Origin of the sequence: Bradyrhizobium sp. SZCCHNS3002 (genome assembly GCF_032377435.1) — a bacterium.
Lineage (GTDB): Bacteria > Pseudomonadota > Alphaproteobacteria > Rhizobiales > Xanthobacteraceae > Bradyrhizobium.
Genome location: NZ_JAUHHY010000010.1, coordinates 139,004 through 154,102, shown reverse-complemented (window position 1 = coordinate 154,102; position 15,099 = coordinate 139,004). Strand labels below are relative to the sequence as shown.

Sequence of the window (15,099 nt, the reverse complement as noted above, 5' to 3'; positions counted from 1 at the left end):
GCGATGCGCCCGCACGATGGTCCGTTTCATGGCCTTCGATCGCCTGCAGACGACGTGTGCGGAAACGCTTGTTTTGGGCGAGGCTTCAACGCATTGCCCCGGTCCGGCCCGCCGGGCCGAAAAATTCTTCTTTCTCTTTTTCAGAATTCGTGATTGTCTAGGCGCATCCCGCCTCGTGGAGAGGGCGTATCGCGGTCGTCACGACACGTGGAGGCGGGGAGTGATGGGCGAGCCGGTTTGCAGCGTGGTCATTCGCGCGGACGACCAACATCGGCTCGCACGGTCAAGTCGCGTGGTCCTGATACTCCGATGCCAGTATCAAGCCTGCGCCGGCGCTGACAGCGCCGCGTGGGTGACGGTGACCAACAAGCCCGGCGCACCGGGGAGAACGCGAAGCAGCCGTGAAAACCATCGCGCAGGGAGGGCCGGATCGTTCCGGCTGGACCTGTGGTACCTGCCGCCTGCATTTTTTGAGCAGGCGGGCCACGGGCCTCAGTCGAGGTCCGGCCTTCCCTGCACCCTCTCGTTTGAAGAGGGTGAGACCACTGTATCACTCGGACGCCTGGGGCGCCGCGAGACCATGGACGCACATCCCCATATGTCGCTCAGAATTGTCGATCACGACGGCGCAACAGGCGCGGTGCCCACCCTCCCCTGGAGGGAGGGGATGCAGGGGGAGCGCCTCGGCGTCCCCTGCATCCGGCCTCGAGTCTTACTTGTTTGCCGCGCGGGCGCGCGACTTGGCGGCCGCCTTGGCGCGGATCCGCGAGATCTGGCCGCGCGGCAGGGTGACGAAGATCTCGCCGATCCAGTCCAGCTTGACCCCCACGATCGGCTTGGCGTTGAAGCTCTTCAGATTGACCACGGACGGCGATTTGCCCCGTTCGATCGTCTTCAGGTAACGCTCGCCGGACTTGAGGCGCACCACCGCCTCCTCGCCGTAGAAGCTCGACAGCGGGTGGCGCTGCTCGCGGTAGACCACGATCACATCGCCGTTCTCGTATTTCGGCAGCATCGAATCGCCCGTTACCTCGAAGGCGATGGTCTCCTCGGAGATCGGGAAGGGCAGGGCGACCTCGCCGAGGCCCTCGACGGGCACCTGCTCGTAATCGGGCTCGATCACCGAGCCGGCGCCGACCCGGCCCATGATGGGGACGGAATTGAGCTCGAGATACTCCGTAATGAGCGGAATCTCGGCCGCCTTGATCAGGCGCTGGCCGCCGAGGATCTCGGAGACCGCGCCCGGCCGCACGCCCATGGCGCGGGCCAACCCTCCTTTCGTCTTTCCTGGCTTCTCGAGTGCACGCTCGATCATGGCAACGTCCAACATGGCTTTGACCTCTTTTGCGAATCTCGGAAGACATTATATGTTTCGAATAATCAGAACTCAAGCTTGACTTTTTCTTCGGAATATCGGAAGATTTGGCCGTCGGGTGAGCCGGCGGGTCCGGCGGCCCCGACCCAGAAGGAAGAGGCGAGAATGCAATCCACAGATTGGCCAGACCAGCATTCCAAGATGCTGTGCGAGCTTCATGCCCAGGGGCGGTCCTATGCCGAGATCGCGCGCGCCCTCAATGCGCAGTTCGGAACCGCCTATACCCGGAACGCGACGCTTGGCCGCGGCAGGCGGATCGGGCTGGCCGCGCCGGGCGGGCCGAAAGCCGCGCGATCCACGCCCCGGCCGATGTCCGCGGCGCCCCGAACCGGACGGCGGAGCCCGGACGCGGCGGCCCGGCCGATGCCATCCGCGGCGAAACCCGCGGCGGCCGTCAAGCTGCGTTGCGTCGGCATCAGCCCGCGCCTGCTGTCCCTCGACCAGCTCGAGCGCAACGATTGCCGCTATCCCTATGGCGGCGACCGAGACGACGATCCCATCACTTTTTGCGGTCATCCGCGCCAGCCCGGCTCCTGCTACTGCACGCCGCACTACCATCTGACGCGGCTTCCGCCCGAGGAAACCGCTTCGCGCCCCGCCGGCCCTTTGATCCTGCGGCTGGTCGCGGCCGCGTAGAGCGCGGCAAGCCCGACCCGAACCGACCCCATTCATTTTCCGGAGACGAGACATGGCGCGCCCCCGACGCAGCAAGCCCCATCGCATGTCCAAGACCCACGACCGCAGAGCTCACGACCTGCCGCGAAATGCAGACGTGATTCCCGTAGAGATCGACGACCCGCTGGCGCTTGAGCCCGGCGAAAAGATCGTCGCGTTGCGATCGGTCCGCAGCGACCCGCTCGGCCGGCTGCACGCGCACAAGCAGATCGATGACGCCCAATACCGGGCCGGACGGGCGTTCCAGAACGATTGGGAGCGGGCCGAGCGAGGCCCGCAGGCGATCGATCCCTCGCGCGAGCACGTTGACGGCGCCCGCGGGCGCGAGCCGGTCACCGAAGGCCAGAGGCGGGCGGTGCTGCGGCTCAACCGCGCCGAGCGCGAGCTCGGCGCCGACGGCGCGGCGATTACCCATGACATCCTGGTGCACGGCCTGACCATGGAGCAGGTCGGACACAAGCGGGGGCTCGCCAGCCAGCGCTGGAACGACTATTTCGCCCGCCGCTTCAAGGAGTGCCTGGACCGGCTGGCCGTGGTCTACGGGTTTTCCACCGACAGGGTCCCCAGGACATGCGATGGGGCCGTGCGATCGGGCCATCGGGGCGAGAGCTAACGGCTGGCCCGACCGGCCTCGTTCCGTCGTCGACGGTACGAGCGCCGGTCGGACAATCGTTTCGTTCAGGGATGGGGCGCCACGACATAAGTGGTGCTGTAGGGCTCGACGCGCAGCGAGGCATGCGACAGCAGAGCAATCTTGGCCGAAGGTGCAATCTGCAGCTCGCCGTTCGGGCCGCGATGAACGTTGTACTGCCAGGCCGCGAGGTCGCCTTTCTGCGCCAATGCGCGCGCAACGGCGCTGGCATCGTTCCCGCCGATCGTAGCCAGCTCTTCGCTATTGAGACCGATGACGATCTCATCCTTGACGGTCACCACCTTGAACAGCGAGGTCGCGCTGTCGCCGGCGCTCGCCATCGAAGCGGTGAGCGCCAGCGTGGCGACGGCGCTGAAGAATGGGCGTGTCAGTCTGGAAGGCATGAGGACTCCTGTTGCCGACGGCATGATGGACGGCGTCGGTGTGCAGCCATTGGTTCCCGACGGGCGGCCATCGGTTCGCAGAAATCGATGCGGCGGTGGGCTGAACCAGGAGGCGTGACGTCGCGTCTAAGCACGATTGCGGGATGCGTACGTGCCGCCGGACGGCCGGTTCGTCCTGAGTTGACACAGGTCAAGCTGCACGCCCGGCCATGTTGTATTCGGGAATGAGTGAAGTGAAGGGTGATGCCATGTTCAGCGGGAAATATCGATCTCCTTCGGCCGGTGGAAAAATCGCGATTGCGGCCGTCGCGGCCATCGCCGTGGTGGCAAGCGCGCCGGCGCCGGCCCATGCGCGGGTGGCGGGTCCGGCCAACAAGCCGGCGGTCGCGACGGCGACAGCCGGCGATTTGACTGATCTCAGCGCTCGCCGGCGCTACCGCCGCGTCTACAGGGGCAATCCAGCCGCCGGCTTGGCCATCATGGGTGCAATGATCGGCACCTTCGGCGCAATCGCCGCGCATCAGAACGACGACTATTATTACTATGGGCCCGGCTATTATCCCGGCCCCGGCTATTACGGGCCGCCGCGGGTGTACTACGCACCGCGGCCCTACTATGTTCGCCCGTATTACGGTCACCCGTATTACGGCCCGCGCGGTTACTATTATCCGTACTGAGGTGACGCGGCGCTCCGTCGACGTTGCGGCGTTGGCTCAGAAGCCACCGGCGCTGAAACGGAGCGGCTGCACGACGTCGTATGCCGCCTTGCTGATCGGGACCGCGTAGTCGACGGTAAGCGGTCCGAACGGCGAGGCCCAGGTCATGCCGACGCCGACCGAGGAGCGCAGCACGTTCCTGTTCGCCACCTGGACATTCTGGGTCGGGCCGCGGTAGCCGAACACGGTCCCGGCGTCGACGAAGGCCGATGCACGCAGGCCGTATTCCTGCGGCAATCCGGGAATGTTGCCCTGCAGCTCCGCCGTGGTCGCCCAAAACAGGCTGCCGCCGACATTGTCCATCGTCGATCCCGGCGTCAGATCGCGCGGTCCGAAGCCGCCCGGCGCGAAGCCGCGCACCATGGTGGGACCGCCGAAGAAGCTATTCAGCAGCGGCGCCTGCTGGCCGCCCCATCCGGTGATATAGCCGCCTTGCGCGCGCACCATGCCGGTCAGGTCGCTGTTGATCGATCGATAATAGCGGACGTCGCCTGTGGTCCGTAAGAAGCGAACGTCGCCTCCGAGGCCGGCGAGATCCTGCGTCAACTGTGAGCGGATGCCGCTGGTCGGCACCTTGTTGTTGTCGAGGGTGCTGTAGGTGACGGTATTGCCGAGCGAGGACACCGTCTGCCGTCCGGCTGCGACCGCCTGCCGGACCGGCAGGGACACCGCCGCCGGCGAGATCCCCGGTGCGAGCACCACCCTCTGGTCATAGAGCGAATAGCGCCACAGCATGGCCGTCTGCTCGCTGACCGGCATGCCCAGGGTGAGGGCGCCGCCATAGGTGTTGCTGCCGAACGATTGGAACGTGCTGACCATGCTCTGTCGCGCGAACAGCTCCATGCCAGGTGTCGTTCGACCGAGGGCGTAGGGCGAGGTGAACGACAGGCTGGCGCCTCGCGCGAACTGGCCGTAGGTGAAAGTGGCCTGCGCAGTGTTGCCGGTGCCGAGCACGTTGCGGTCACCGATCTTGACCTCGGCGAGCAATCCGTCCGTGGACGAATAGCCGCCCGAGACGTTGAAGTCGCCGGTCGCCTGATCGATGGCCTCGACGTCCAGCACCACGCGATCGCTGGCCGAGCCCGGCCGCGTCGAGATCTTGACGGTCTTGAAGTAGTTGAGGTTGCGCAGGCGACGTTCGGCGCGGTCGATCAGCGTCCTGTTGTAGGCATCGCCCTCGCTGACGTCGAACTCGCGTCGAATCACGTCATCATGCGTGCGCGTGTTGCCGTGGATCTCGATGCGCTCGACATAGCTGCGCCGTCCCTGCTCGATCTGGAAGATGACGTCGGCCAGCCGATCCTGCGCATGGCGCGTGATCCTGGGCTCGACCTGCGCAAACGGAAGGCCGAGCTTGCCAAGCTCGGCCGTCAGGACCTCGGAGGTCTTGTCGATCTTGCTCTGGTCGAACGTGTCGCCCTGCTGCGCCAGCACCAGCGGACGCAGGCGCTCGCACGTCAGCCCCTGCACGTTACAGGAGATGTCGACCACCGCAAGCCTATAGAGGACGCCTTCCTCGATCGCAAAGGTGAGGTTGTAGCCGCCATTTGCCGCGTCATAGTCGACGCTCACGTTCGTGACCTCGGCATCGGCGTAGCCGTGGTTACGATAGTATTGCCGCAGCAGTTCGCGGTCCTCGTTGACGCGATCGGCGTCGTAGACGTTGCCGCCGGTCACGAAGCTCAGCACGTTGGTGGCCGAGGTCTTGATCACTGCGTGCAATTGCCGTGCGCCGTAGGCCCGGTTGCCGGTGAAGCTGATCGCCCTGACCGGCGTCTTCCTGCCTTCGGTGATGGTGAAGACGAGATCGACGCGGTCGTTGCCGCGATCGATGATCTCCGGGACCACGCGGACGTCGTCGCGTCCCACACGATGATACGCCTGGATGATGCGGGCGACGTCGCCCTGGACAGTTGCGCGCTGGAGGCCGGCACGCGGCGTTGATAGCACCGCGCCCGTGAGCTCCGCATCCTTCACCTTCTTGTTACCTTCGAAGGCGACGCGATCGAGCACTTTTGCTTCCGAGACGCGGACCACGGTCCGTCCATCGGCGCGGCTGATCTTCACGTCGTCGAACAGTCCGCTCCCAACCAGCGCCTTCAAGCCGGCGTCGAGCGCGGCGGCGTCGTATCGCCCGTTGACGTCAGCGTGAAAATAGGATCGCACGGTGTCGGCATCGACGCGCCGATTGCCCTGTACTGCAAGGGCTTCGCCCGCTACGGCCGGCGGCGCAGACGTCAGCACCGACAGTGTCGCAACGATCAATGCGACGTGTCGCGATCTGCTGTCTCCGCGGTGACGGCTGTTCCGGGCGGTCAACATGCACGCATCTGCCTGCTCGTCATGCCCAGATGCAAGAGCCGGTGGACGGCCAAATCATGTCGAGGCCGTGGAGACTTGGCGGCCTGCGATCACGCCTGCGAAGGGTGGCCGGCAGGGAACCGAGCACGGCCGCAGATTCGACGCAGAGTCGATTCAAACGGCGTGCAGCATCGTCCTCATCCGTACGCGCCAGCAGATGCTGATGCGGCGAACGTTTGTCGGGAGCAGACCATGCGCGCGATCGCCTTGGCCCTCATCGCTTGCACTTTCGTTCAATCAGCTCTTGCTGCTGCGGTCGTCCCGGAGATCGACCCACGCGCGTCGCTCGGTGTCGTCCAGAACTGGATCTACAACTATCGCACCAAACCCGACTACGCCCATGTGCCGGCGGCGGTCCGGGTGCTATTCCATTCACAGACGTTCAAGGAGCCGGAGAACGCGGGCATCTATCTCGGCTTCATCGCGGGGGCGATCGGCTCCAATCCCGCCAAGGCCGAACAACTCGTCAACAGCTTCTTTCCCGTGCCTCCCGAGGAGGAGTGGGTGGTCGTGCGAGCCATCGCTTATTCAGGTCTGCCTGACTGGCGCAATCTCATGCGCAGGGTGGCGCCGAAGATGCCGGGCCGCCGCGTGATGATCGACGGCTATCTCAGCGGCGCACAGCCGACCTTGATGGACATCCCATTGGAGGAAACGAAGCCTGGCGTGATGGACAAGCTGCGTGGCGCATTGACGCAGAATCCGTTCAAGAAGGAGGAACGCAAGCTCGACACGCGGCTCAGCTACGCGACCCACCAGGATCTGCTCGACATCCTCTGGGGCTATTACTTCGCAACCGGCTCGCGCGTACCGATCCAGCGTATCGTCCAGATGCTGCCTTGGTCGAAGAGCCGAGACACGGTCGACAAGCTGACGATCGGCAGCATGGCGCGCTATACGCTTGCCAGCTACTCGGTGCGCGATGCCAGCCTGCGCGACTATCTCCGGGAGGAACTGGCGCGGCAGTCGGGACCGGTCAAGGAGCCGCTCAGGGAGGTGGTCGAGGCCGCCGATACGGTGCAGCTCGGCGCCGTCCGCAAGGATGCCGTCGCCGCCGTCGAGGAGCTGAAGACCAAGGGCTCGGATGCCCGGCGCAACATGGATTTCTGGGGACAGCTCGGCGTCGGCGCCCTTGCGCTCGGTTGTGTCTCGGCGGCCGCGCTGGGGCAGGTCGCCGTCGGCATCCCGTGCGTGATCGGCGGTTCGGCCTCCCAGGGCCTGCTCTCGTTCTGGGAGAAGCAGCAATAGGCCCTCGGTGGTGCAGCGGCGGCGTGCGTTGGAGGCCGAGGAAAGGGAGAGCCGGTCGAGTCGATCGGCGGGGCGTCGGGCACTCAGGGGGCTCTTGATGCCGAAGCGGCCCGATCGCGCGCCCGATGTGCACACTCAAGAGTTGTTCGGCTTTTCGTATCCTCTACGAAAAGTAGAAAAAGCAGTCGGCGCGCAGTCACTGCTGGCACGCCTATGAAAAAATCAGGACAGGCTGGCTTTCACTGCGGCCGGATAAACCGGCTCGCGGTGAACCTCCGCGCCAGATTCGTCGACGACGACGATGGACAGCCTGCGGTCGGTGATGCGCGGGTCGTGCCGGAGGCGCCGGGCCAAATCCCGGCTGTGCTCGATCGCCCCTGCACTCGTCGCAAATTCCAGGCCGGTCCGGTCTCTGGTCGGAATGCCATCCTTCATATCGAAATAATAAGTGCGCATGGTCTTCCTGCAGCCGCTGTGTCGCGGGAGTGGGCACGGATCCCGGACAGGATCCGCAACCCATTCTTCCCCCAAGCAAACTATAGAAGACCTCTAATGTGGAGGACAAGCTTACCGCTTCCGTAATCCCCCCGCCTCGTTCGGTAAACGACCGTTTCCACTGGTATCGTCAGCCAGAAACTGCCAGAAGGCTCAAATTGTGACGCCGAAATCAACCAACCGGTCAGTTCGGCTTGCTGCAAGAGTTGTTCGCTGGCATACTTTCAACCTCTTCGGGTTCCGCACGGTCGATTTCCAGGCGGGCCATCCTGAGGATCAGGGTCGCAGTCGTCAGACCAAGACTTTCAGCCTCGATTGCTGCAGTATCTACCTTGCGTGCAAGGCCTTCACGTTTGCTAAGGACTGGCATTACTGTTTCCTGCCAAAGGTGCGAGATGAAGAATTCAACATTCATCGCGGAGCTGCACACGAAGCTCGGAGCCCCATCGAGCGAAGCCGTGGAAAGCCTTCGTCTGCTGAAGGCATTCCTGAAGCTGGCTCCGGGCCAGCGCATCGAGGTGATCGAGATGGTTGAGCGGTTGACCGCGGAGTCCCTTTCGGAGACCGATCGCCCTCTGTCCTGAGCTCATCCCTCCCGATTGCATGCAATGGTTGCGGGCGGTCGCGTCGCGATCGCGTAGATTGCATCATCCAGCGCTTCCGATTCGTGCAGCGTCCCGGCCGGCAGCAGAATCTTGTCGCCGGCCGTGCAGATGCGCTCGCCGCCTTCCCAACGAAACGTGAGCCGTCCCCGGATCACGACGAGGATTTCGTCGACCGGGTGGGTATGAAAGGCGTGAACCTTGCCGGCCGCATCGTGCTGCAGCTCGATGCAGCCCTGCGTCGGCAACAGCGCCAGGATGTCGGGATCGATCGCAAAGCTGGTCTTCGTTCCAGCGATGATCTGGGTCATGCGGCCTGCTCCTTGTCTGCGATGGACGATGGCTTGGTCTGCGCCAGCTTGTGGAAGGGACAGGCCGGCGGCGGCTGGTTGTCGTCGTAGAGGAAATACTGCTTGAACTCCCGGCCCTCCGGATTGCCGTAGCGTCCGAGCTGGGGCGACGGCGCCGTCGTGTCGAACGGGACCAGCCGTTTGCGCACCTCGCCGAAGGCCTTGGCGGCGGCCTCATCGGTGCCGAGCATCCGTTCGAACACCCAGCGCGGTTGGAAGGTCAGCATGAATGCGCTCGAGCGACGGCTTTGCCGCATCACATGCGCGGGTGTGCTGCAGACCACGAAGATCGGCTCTCCGGCAAACGAGAACTCCCACATCGGATGATCGACGGTCTCGGGAATTTCGGCCGGCCACGGCTGGCTGTCGACGCGGGCCAACTGATCGAGGATCTTCCAGAACTTCTTGTAGTAGGAGTCGATGGTCTGAACCGGGCGCGGGCGGGTGAACAGCACCAGCGAGGTGTTGGGCCCGTGCGAGCGGCTCTCGGAGACGAACAAGGCGAGCTGCTGGCCGAGCACATCGATGTCGATGGGGTCGAGAAACAGATAGCGAAGCTGATCGTGACGATAGCCCGCGACGCCGTATACGCACGGAAAGGGTCTTGCTTCGCTGCTCATCTGAGCCTCGAATTCCGAAAACAGGACGCTCTGCCAGCTTCCGGCCTGATGGCCGGATCGGACTTCGTCCCTTCTCAAATACAAACGCGACATACTGACCCTCTCTGTTTTTTATGCTTAAGTACGAAGTATCAATTTGCGCCTCATCATCAGCGGCCCAAGCAGTCCAGGAAGCGACATCAGGAGAAGAATCTCGATCAGGGCTGCGTAGCCGGAATCGCTGGCAGCACTGCGCAGGCTTGATCCGATGTCGGGGTTGAGGCCGCTCGCACTCACCATGGCAAAGGCGATCACCGGCTGAGCCAGTCCGGCAAAAATGCCGGCGGCCGTCGTATTGATCGATGCGCCGACGCCGATGCGCTCCGCCGTGTAGAGATGCTTGGTGCTTTTCAGGATCAGCGGCACGGTGCCCCCGGCCACCAGGCCGAGCAGGGCGAACACCGCGCCGACATAGAAGAAGCCGAAGCTGTGCGCCATTGCCGGCAACAGCATCACGACGAGCAGCATGCGCAGGAAGGTGATGGAGATCAGAGCTGCATTGAGCGACTGCATCCGGTCCGCGGCATGGCCGAGAAAGATTGATCCGATGGCGTTGCCGACCATGAAGGCGAGCAGGGGGCCGCCGGCCGCCGAGGGCGAGATGCCGAAATAATGCGCGACCATCGGGATGCCCCATACGCCGGCGAGCGTGGTCACGACCGCGAAATGCGCGGCGAAGCTCATGGCGCAGCCCCATGTCGCGGCCGATCCGAGCGCATGCCAGCTCGTGACCAGGACGCTCTTCAGCGTCCTGCTGGTGTAGTTCGCCGGTGCGGATTTCAGGGTCGCGGACGCGCAGGCGAAGTTCACGACGCCGACGCAGGCGATGAAGAGAAAACAGGCGCGCCAGCCGAAGCCGCTGACCGCAGCAGCGAGCGGAGTCGTGGCGAGGACGCCGCCGACATAGCCCGATACCTGGGAGACGCCGGACATCAGGCCGAAACGCTGGTCGGAAAAGCTCTGCGCGACGAGCTTCAGCAGCGCCGTGAACACCAGCGCGTCGCCGCAGGCCACGACCACGCGCGCGATGAAGACGTCGAGCAGGGTGGGCGACAAGGCGAAGGCGGCGCTGCCGAGCACGGATGCCGTCATGCTGCACAGCACGACGCGCTTCACACCGTAGCGGTCGACCAGAACGCCCGCGGGGATTTGCATCAATGTGTAGCCCCAGAAGTAGCTGGAGGCGAGCATCGCGACGCCGGAGGCGTCGGTGCCGAAGTCCCGCATGAAGTCGAGGCCCACGGTCTGCGGCGACATCCGCTGCAGGAAGGCGATGGCGTAGGCGAACGCGACCGTTCCCCACGCGACATAGGCGCGATCGAAGAACCGGAGCGGAGAGGACGCGACCGCCTGTTGTCCAAGCGCCGCCATCACACCCTCGCGTAGCCGACGGAGAACAGGGCGTCGGCGGAATCCGGGATGATCCGCGACATCGCGGTCTCAACCAGCGAGGCCCTGCCGTGATAGTCCTGCCTGATGTGCTGGATGTGTCCATAGGCGCCACGCATGATCATGTGGGGCACCTCGAGCTGCTTGCCCGGATAGATCGTCGCACACATCTCGACGCAGGCGGCCTGCAGCTCGGCATCCGCGGACTCGTCGAGCAGCGACGGCGCGACTCTCTCGCAAATCTTGGCGTTGGCCGCCCACACGATCGGGTTGCGCGTTCGCCATCCGTACAGAATTTCCTCGCCGGGCGTGGCCGACCCAGGATGCTTGAGGATCTGCGACGTAAAGAACCCATACAGGCCACGGCCCTGATGTGCGGGTAGTACTTCGGTCCCACTGCGGTAGATGGCCAGCCGCTGCGCGATCGTCATCACGCGATAGACCGAGAACGCGACCAGTCCGATGTGATCGTAGACCAGAACGAGGCTGTATTTGCTGTCGAATGGCGACGAGGTCGCGGTCCAGTGGGGTTCGATTGCTTTCCAGTTAATGGCAATGATCGAATTCATCGCATCCATGATCGGCTGCCGATCAGGCTGCTGGATCTCCGACGCATCGGAGAAGCTGTAGACGGTGTAGTCGTCCCAGGGCGAGGCGACCGTCTTGTATCGGCCGTCCAGGTTGCGCGACATCGCGTGAACTCCAGCACTGCAAGGTCGAGCTATACAGGCGGGGCTCCGATGGCTTAAAGGACAATATGCCCTCGAATTCTGCCAACTCTCCCCGGCGTGCTGCGGTGCGTCGAGATGGTGCCGAAAGGCGGCTGGCGATCTTCGCCTTTCCTGGAGTGACACTGCTCGACGTCTCCGGCCCGGCACAGGTGTTTGCCGAGCTCAGCGAGATCGAGCTGCCGGCGCCGGGCTATGTGCTGAGCTACGTGTCCAAGGAAGGCGGGCTTGTGCCGACCGATGTCGGCCTGATGATCGACACTGCGCCACTCTCATCCCTGAAGCCTGAGGAGGTCGATACGCTGCTGATTCCGGGGGGGCCCGGCATCTGGAAGCTGCGGCAGGACGAGACGGTGATGCAGTGGATCGGCCAGGTGCTTCCCGGCGCCCGCCGCATCGCGTCCGTCTGCCTCGGCGCCTTTGCGCTGGCCTGGGTCGGAGCGCTGGAGGGCAGGCGGGCCGCGACACATTGGCGCTATTGTCCGCGCCTGCAGGACAGCTTTCCGAACGTGAAGGTCGAGCCCGACGCCATCTTTGTGCAGGACGGCCGGGTCTGGTCATCCGCAGGCGTGAGCGCCGGCATCGATCTCGCGCTGGCGATGATCGAGGAGGATTTCGGTCATACGATCGCACTCGACGTGGCGCGACGGCTCGTCGTCTTTCTGAAACGTCCTGGCGGCCAGAGTCAGTTTTCGACCGTGCTGGCGGCGCAAGCGTCCGACGTCGAGGGTCGGTTCAGTGCGCTGCATGCCTGGATCATCGAGAACATCGCCAGCGATCTGCGGGTCGAGGCGCTGGCCGCGCGAGCCGGCATGACGCCGCGTACCTTTGCCCGCACCTATGTCAGCCGTACCGGGATGACACCGGCACAGGGAGTCGAGGCGCTCAGGGTCGAGACGGCGCGCCTCCTACTCGAAAGCCGCCAGGTCGAAAACGTGGTCGAAATCGCCAAACGGGCTGGCTTTGGCGACGACGAGCGCATGCGGCGGGCGTTCCTGCGGCATCTCGGTGTGTCGCCGTCGGAGTATCGGCGTCGCTTTTCGGGCTGATCGGCGCTTGCCGCGACCGCGGCTGACACTTTTCGCCGGAGTCGAGGCCGCTCCCTTTGCCTTCAAGTTAATCCCGTCGCTCGCGTTGCGGCCAGAGCGGCCATGAAGTGTGCGATCGCTCTAAGGCTTCCGTAAAATGCCACGGGTAAAACGCTGAAAATTCGATGCAGATCCGCCCCTGCAGAGCAGTGGGGAAAGGCCAATGACCAACATCGTTCCCTTTCGCACGAGAGTACTCTTGCCTCACGCCGCCTTTGCAAGGGCGCAAGCGAAGGCCGCGGTTGTGGTGGCCGGGGCCGTCCACACGGACAACGTGCGAGCCGGTGCATTCGGCGTCAGGGAAGATGTGAGAAGAACTGTCCTCCTCCTCGATCTTGCCCTGCAGCATGCGCGAGAACTCTCAGGCTTCGTTTCGGACGAGCGCGCGCGGCTGACCTATGATCGTCATCTCGCTTCGATCGAGCACGCGCTGCAGATCGCGCGCCAACGTCTGGCCGCGCTCTGACAGGCGCTTGCCGGCTTCTTCCCGCATCCATTTGCACGGCGACGCAGGGAGTCGGATGTGGTAGTTGGATCTGTCGTGGAGGACGCAACGATGACCCAAACCAAACTCGAAGTGCCCGCTGAACTGCGGGACCTGGCCGAAAAGACCATCTCGCAGGCGGAAAAAGCGTTCGAGATGTTCTTCGACGCAGCCGGCAAGTCGATCGGCACGGTTCCCGGGCCTGCCGCCGACATGTCCAAGCAGGCGCTCACTCTCACCGAGCAGAACATCAAGACGGCTTTCGAGCACGCGCGAAAGCTCGTTCACGCCACCGAGCTCGAGGAGGCGATGCGGATCCAGTCCGAGTTCCTGCGCAGCCAGTTCACCAACGCCGGTGAACACATGAAGACGATCACGGCGAGCATCATGTCGGCCGCGAGCAAGGCGACCGAGCCCAAGAGCTGAACCGCGAGCCTTGCCGTCGCAGGAGCGACGGTCTGCATGGACGGAGCTCGGCGGCAGCGCTGCCGCCGAATGGGCGCGGGCGGACCAGACGGGCGAAGGAGCCTAGCCCTATTTTCGCAGGCTGCCGATATAGGCGGCGATGTCGGCTGCCTCCAGCCGGTTGAGCGGAAAGCTTGGCATCTTTGGATGCGGGTCGAGCAGGAAAAACGCGACCTTCTCTGGCGTGAAATCCGTCTTCTTAGCAATCTGGGCGAAGGAGGGAACGTCCGCGCTGGCCTGCTTCTGCGTCCCTTCGATGAGGTGGCATGAGGCGCACCAGCGACGGGCCAGATCTCCGCCGTGATCCGGATCGGCGGCCCAGGCCGGTGTCGATGCCGCAGCCGCGATCGCGATCGCGATAACTCTCATCACCGAGGCGTGCATCAAGAAACTCCTGATCTTTGTCTGTTGGGTGGTGGCGCACCTCGCCCAAGTGGCGGCGAGCGGCTCATGAAGGAATGTTTCGCCCCTGGAGAGGGGCGATCTTGGCCGTTCCGCCGCGCAGGCACGCGGCGCGTCGATGAATCTCGACGTCAATTACAGCACGATTTGGGAAAGTGGGACAGGTCGATCCGGCTGACGATCGCCTTCAGGAGCGCGGTCGCACGGCGCAGCCAAGACATATCGGTCGGGCGAGACACGTCGGGCGAGGCGGTGATCGTCAACTCTTCCGCAACGTAGGACATGTCGAGCCCTCCCTGTCGCTCAGCATCTTTCCGCTCAGCCTGTTGACGAGGTGCGTACCGCCACATGCGGGGCATGCGGCCGCCTCATAGGCGTCGAACTGGTCGGCAAGAGCCGGGTGTGGCCAAGCCGATCTGAACGTTCGATCCCGTCTGGGAGCAGCGAAAAACGAGAGTTTCCATCGTCTGAACATGACAAATGCCGGCATCGATGCCTTGATCTGTCTCAACAGACGATGAGCCGACCGGCGCTCGCCGGACTGCCAGGGAACAGAATGTCAGGTCAGGCTATGCGATACAGCCTTCGCCCTGTCGATCCGTTCGGCGACGTTCACCGTGGACACGGAACCCGTCTGGGCCGCACGGAGGGCCGCATCGATCTTCGACTTCACGCGCCGCGCCGCGAGCGCGGCGAGTCTGGTCTGGGTGCGTCCGGTCTTGATCTGATCGCCAAACTCGTACCGCCATTCCCAAATGTCCGGTTCAGCAGTCGCCACGACCGTATATTGGACACCTCGGTGGATCACGGAACCCCCCTGTCAACACTTCCACTCAAAGTCAACGTCTAACCAATCTACAATCAATCCGGGCAAATACGGGACTGGAACAATTGCCAGCTCCGCGGTTGGTGAGATGGTTAACACCACCATGCCGACAATGTTCCGCAGGCACCCGGCTTCCGTGCACACTTTTCCAGTGCGGATATCGGCTGTGCACAATCGGCAAATCGCGCGGGGCAACCTGAA

General features: G+C 63.9%; 20 protein-coding genes. 8 read left to right on the top strand and 12 right to left on the bottom strand.

Annotated elements, in window-relative coordinates; genetic code table 11:
* Positions 1 to 712: 712 nt before the first annotated feature.
* Complete coding sequence (locus tag QW845_RS21925; RefSeq protein WP_315713004.1) at positions 713 to 1,330, bottom strand: helix-turn-helix transcriptional regulator; 618 nt, start codon at positions 1,328 to 1,330, stop codon at positions 713 to 715.
* 150 nt (positions 1,331 to 1,480) lie between these two features.
* Here QW845_RS21925 and QW845_RS21920 point away from each other — a divergent pair, with 150 nt between their 5' ends.
* Both QW845_RS21920 and QW845_RS21915 read left to right on the top strand, forming a co-directional pair.
* Positions 1,481 to 2,011 carry a GcrA family cell cycle regulator gene (locus QW845_RS21920; RefSeq protein ID WP_315803622.1) on the top strand — a complete coding sequence of 177 codons (531 nt, stop codon included), beginning with the start codon at positions 1,481 to 1,483 and terminating at the stop codon, positions 2,009 to 2,011.
* A gap of 52 nt (positions 2,012 to 2,063) precedes the next feature.
* Positions 2,064 to 2,663: a DUF6456 domain-containing protein gene (locus QW845_RS21915; protein WP_315803621.1), complete on the top strand. Its 600-nt coding sequence runs from the start codon at positions 2,064 to 2,066 to the stop codon at positions 2,661 to 2,663.
* A gap of 65 nt (positions 2,664 to 2,728) precedes the next feature.
* Here the strand turns inward: QW845_RS21915 and QW845_RS21910 are convergent, their stop codons facing one another.
* Positions 2,729 to 3,085: a hypothetical protein gene (locus tag QW845_RS21910; RefSeq protein WP_315803620.1), complete on the bottom strand. Its 357-nt coding sequence runs from the start codon at positions 3,083 to 3,085 to the stop codon at positions 2,729 to 2,731.
* A gap of 248 nt (positions 3,086 to 3,333) precedes the next feature.
* Between QW845_RS21910 and QW845_RS21905 the strand changes: the two genes are divergently transcribed.
* A complete protein-coding gene (locus tag QW845_RS21905) occupies positions 3,334 to 3,762 on the top strand; it encodes a hypothetical protein (protein WP_315803619.1) in 429 nt (142 codons plus the stop codon).
* A gap of 36 nt (positions 3,763 to 3,798) precedes the next feature.
* On the opposite strand, the gene bamA is transcribed toward QW845_RS21905, so the two are convergent.
* Entirely contained in the window at positions 3,799 to 6,120 is a 2,322-nt protein-coding gene (bamA, locus tag QW845_RS21900) for an outer membrane protein assembly factor BamA (protein ID WP_409997953.1), read from the bottom strand.
* Positions 6,121 to 6,354: 234 nt separating this feature from the next.
* Between bamA and QW845_RS21895 the strand changes: the two genes are divergently transcribed.
* Positions 6,355 to 7,410: a hypothetical protein gene (locus QW845_RS21895; RefSeq protein ID WP_315803617.1), complete on the top strand. Its 1,056-nt coding sequence runs from the start codon at positions 6,355 to 6,357 to the stop codon at positions 7,408 to 7,410.
* Between the two features lie 222 nt (positions 7,411 to 7,632).
* Here QW845_RS21895 and QW845_RS21890 read toward each other — a convergent pair whose 3' ends face one another.
* Positions 7,633 to 7,866: a DUF6894 family protein gene (locus QW845_RS21890; protein ID WP_315712992.1), complete on the bottom strand. Its 234-nt coding sequence runs from the start codon at positions 7,864 to 7,866 to the stop codon at positions 7,633 to 7,635.
* Between the two features lie 223 nt (positions 7,867 to 8,089).
* Positions 8,090 to 8,320: a hypothetical protein gene (locus tag QW845_RS21885; RefSeq protein WP_315803616.1), complete on the bottom strand. Its 231-nt coding sequence runs from the start codon at positions 8,318 to 8,320 to the stop codon at positions 8,090 to 8,092.
* Here QW845_RS21885 and QW845_RS21880 point away from each other — a divergent pair.
* A complete protein-coding gene (locus QW845_RS21880) occupies positions 8,301 to 8,489 on the top strand; it encodes a hypothetical protein (RefSeq protein WP_315712988.1) in 189 nt (62 codons plus the stop codon). The genes QW845_RS21885 and QW845_RS21880 overlap by 20 nt on opposite strands.
* Positions 8,490 to 8,491: 2 nt before the next feature.
* On the opposite strand, the gene QW845_RS21875 is transcribed toward QW845_RS21880, so the two are convergent.
* The 4 genes from QW845_RS21875 to QW845_RS21860 all read right to left on the bottom strand — a co-directional run bounded on the left by QW845_RS21875 (position 8,492) and on the right by QW845_RS21860 (position 11,597).
* The gene (locus tag QW845_RS21875; protein WP_315803615.1) at positions 8,492 to 8,818 is read right to left on the bottom strand and encodes a cupin domain-containing protein; all 327 of its coding nucleotides are present in this window, start codon (positions 8,816 to 8,818) and stop codon (positions 8,492 to 8,494) included.
* Positions 8,815 to 9,477, bottom strand: coding sequence for a YqcI/YcgG family protein (locus tag QW845_RS21870; protein ID WP_315803614.1), 663 nt, complete (start codon positions 9,475 to 9,477; stop codon positions 8,815 to 8,817). The genes QW845_RS21875 and QW845_RS21870 overlap by 4 nt, the downstream gene beginning before the upstream one ends.
* A gap of 117 nt (positions 9,478 to 9,594) precedes the next feature.
* Positions 9,595 to 10,887: an MFS transporter gene (locus QW845_RS21865; RefSeq protein ID WP_315803613.1), complete on the bottom strand. Its 1,293-nt coding sequence runs from the start codon at positions 10,885 to 10,887 to the stop codon at positions 9,595 to 9,597.
* On the bottom strand, positions 10,887 to 11,597 hold the full coding sequence (locus tag QW845_RS21860) for a hypothetical protein (protein ID WP_315803612.1): 711 nt from the start codon (positions 11,595 to 11,597) through the stop codon (positions 10,887 to 10,889). Before QW845_RS21860 ends, QW845_RS21865 begins: the two co-directional genes overlap by 1 nt.
* A gap of 65 nt (positions 11,598 to 11,662) precedes the next feature.
* Here QW845_RS21860 and QW845_RS21855 point away from each other — a divergent pair, with 65 nt between their 5' ends.
* The 3 genes from QW845_RS21855 (at position 11,663) to QW845_RS21845 (ending at position 13,631) form a co-directional block, all read left to right on the top strand.
* Positions 11,663 to 12,682 (top strand): GlxA family transcriptional regulator, encoded by a 1,020-nt coding sequence (locus QW845_RS21855; protein ID WP_315803611.1) that lies wholly within the window; start codon positions 11,663 to 11,665, stop codon positions 12,680 to 12,682.
* Between the two features lie 202 nt (positions 12,683 to 12,884).
* Positions 12,885 to 13,187, top strand: a complete 303-nt coding sequence (locus QW845_RS21850; RefSeq protein WP_315803610.1) for a hypothetical protein — start codon at positions 12,885 to 12,887, stop codon at positions 13,185 to 13,187.
* A gap of 90 nt (positions 13,188 to 13,277) precedes the next feature.
* The gene (locus QW845_RS21845; protein WP_315713636.1) at positions 13,278 to 13,631 is read left to right on the top strand and encodes a phasin; all 354 of its coding nucleotides are present in this window, start codon (positions 13,278 to 13,280) and stop codon (positions 13,629 to 13,631) included.
* Between the two features lie 108 nt (positions 13,632 to 13,739).
* Here the strand turns inward: QW845_RS21845 and QW845_RS21840 are convergent, their stop codons facing one another.
* From QW845_RS21840 to QW845_RS21830, 3 genes are all read right to left on the bottom strand, one after another.
* Entirely contained in the window at positions 13,740 to 14,054 is a 315-nt protein-coding gene (locus QW845_RS21840; RefSeq protein ID WP_315803609.1) for a c-type cytochrome, read from the bottom strand.
* A 149-nt stretch (positions 14,055 to 14,203) separates the two neighbouring features.
* The gene (locus QW845_RS21835) at positions 14,204 to 14,356 is read right to left on the bottom strand and encodes a hypothetical protein (RefSeq protein WP_315803608.1); all 153 of its coding nucleotides are present in this window, start codon (positions 14,354 to 14,356) and stop codon (positions 14,204 to 14,206) included.
* A gap of 275 nt (positions 14,357 to 14,631) precedes the next feature.
* Complete coding sequence (locus tag QW845_RS21830) at positions 14,632 to 14,880, bottom strand: hypothetical protein (RefSeq protein ID WP_315803607.1); 249 nt, start codon at positions 14,878 to 14,880, stop codon at positions 14,632 to 14,634.
* Between the last annotated feature and the right edge of the window lie 219 nt (positions 14,881 to 15,099).